Origin of the sequence: Kitasatospora sp. NPDC051164 (genome assembly GCF_044455625.1) — a bacterium.
Classification (GTDB): domain Bacteria; phylum Actinomycetota; class Actinomycetes; order Streptomycetales; family Streptomycetaceae; genus Kitasatospora.
This window is the reverse complement of sequence record NZ_JBITFB010000116.1, coordinates 1-2,150: the sequence shown is the minus strand read 5'-3', so window position 1 is coordinate 2,150 and position 2,150 is coordinate 1. Positions and strand designations below refer to the sequence as shown.

1 protein-coding gene is annotated in these 2,150 nt (G+C 71.4%); it reads right to left on the bottom strand.

The genetic code is table 11. From position 1 onward, the window contains the following. Window positions 1-2,150 (bottom strand): condensation domain-containing protein (locus ACIBEC_RS47740; RefSeq protein WP_360510310.1); only part of this gene is annotated, 2,150 nt, incomplete at both ends.

The following is a 2,150-nucleotide window of genomic DNA, read 5'->3' as shown; positions in this document are numbered from 1 at the left end:
TGGGTGAAGTGGTGGTCGCCGAAGGTGTCGGCGGCCCAGGTGAGGAGCTTGGTGATGTTGCGGTGGGTGATCACCACGCCCTTGGGGCGGCCGGTCGAGCCGGAGGTGTAGATCACGTACGCGGGGTGCGCGGGCAGCGCGGTGACGACCGGGTTGGTGGTGGCGTAAGCGTCGAGAACGACCCGGTCGAGGAGGACGGTCGGCGGCTGCGGCGCGACGGCCGAGGCACTGACGGCCGAGGCACTGACGCCCGAGGTGTCGACGTCCGTGGTGCCAACGCCCGTTGTGGTGCTGGTGGTGAGGAGCAGGGCGGGGTTGGCGTCGGTGAGCATGTGGGTGACGCGGTCGGTGGGGTAGTCGGGGTCGATGGGCAGGTAGGCGCCGCCGGCCTTGAGGACGGCCAGGAGAGCGGTCATCAGGTGGGCGGTGCGTTCCATGCGGATCGCGACCAGTGACTCGGGGCGGACGCCCTGTTCGGCGAGGAGGTGGGCGAGCCGGTTGGCGCGCTCGTTCAACTCCCGGTAGGTGACCTGTTCGTCGCCGTGGATGACGGCGACGGCGTCGGGGGTGCGGGCGGCCTGGGCCTCGAAGAGCGCGGGCAGTACGGTCTCGGTCGGGACGCTGTGGGTGGCGCCGGACCAGTCCTGGAGCAGGAGGTGGCGTTCGTCGTCGGCGAGTACGTCGATGGCGCTGACGCGCAGGGACGGGTCCCCGGCGACGGTGGCGAGCACGCGCAGCCACCGCTCGCCGATCGTCCGTACCGATGCCGCGTCGAACAGGTCCGCCGCGTACGTGATCCGCACCGCGAGACCCTCGCCCTGCTCGACCGCGTCGAACTGCAGGTCGAACTTGGCGGCCGCCGGACCGGCGGCGTACACATCGGCGTCCAGGCCCGGGAGTTCGACGGTTGCCCGCTCGTTGTTCTGCAGGCTGAGCATGACCTGGAAGAGCGGGTGCCGGGCCATCGAGCGCGCGGGTGCCAGCTCCTCGACGAGGCGCTCGAACGGCACGTCCTGGTGCGCGAAGGCACCCAGCGCGGCCTCGCGGACCCGGCCCAGCAGCTCGGCGAAGGTCGGATCGCCGCTCAGATCGGTGCGCAGGACCAGGGTGTTGACGAAGAACCCGACCAGCTCGTCCAGCGCCTCATCGGTACGGCCGGCGACCGGCGTACCGATCGGAACGTCCTCCCCGGCACCGAGCCGGGACAGCAGCACACCCAGCGCCGCCTGCAGCACCATGGCCGAAGTGGCGCCGTGGTCGCGGGCGAGCTTCAGCAGGTCCGCGTGCAGCTCGGCGGGGACGGACAGCTCGACGTCGCCCCCGCGGTACGTCGCCACTGCGGGGCGCGACCGGTCGAAGGGGAGCGCCAGCTCCTCGGGTATGTCGGCCAGTGCCTCCCGCCAGTACCCCAACTGCCGTGCCAGCAGGCCTTCGGTGTCCTCCTCCGACCCCAGCAGTTCCCGCTGCCAGAGCGTGTAGTCCGCGTACTGCACCGGCAGCGGCGCCCACGCGGGTGCCCGGCCGTTGACGCGCGCCGCGTATGCGGCCGACAGGTCCCGCCCCAGCGGGGCCAGCGACCAGCCGTCACCTGCAATGTGATGAACCGTCAGCAGGAGGACACTCTGCTCGGGAGTCAGCGTGAAGAACGAAGCCCGCAGCGGAAGTTCGGTCGCCAGGTCGAAGGGCTGCCCGGCCGACCGGCGCACTGCAGCGGCCAACTCCTCCTCATCGTCGACCTGTTCGACAGTGAGCCCGACGGAGACGTCCTCGATGGGCAGCACCCGTTGCACCGGCTGCCCGTCGACGAGGGAGAGAGCGGTCCGCAGGACCTGGTGCCGGTCGATCACGTCGCGCAGTGCGGCCGTCAGTGCCTCCTGGTCCACCGTGCCCGAAAGGCGTACGGCGGCCGGGATGTTGTAGGTCGCGTTCGGCCCCTCCAGCTGCCCGAGGAACCAGAGCCGCTGCTGAGCGAAGGACAGCGGCACCTGCGCGCGTCCTTCGCTGACGGCCACCACCGGCGGACGGACCAGTGCGCCCGGGTCCAGGTGACGTGCCAGGGCGGCGGGGGTGGGTGCTTCGAAGAGGGTGCGCAGGGGGAGTTCGGTGCCGAGGGTGGTGCGGATGCGGCTGGCGAGGCGGGTGGCGAGGAG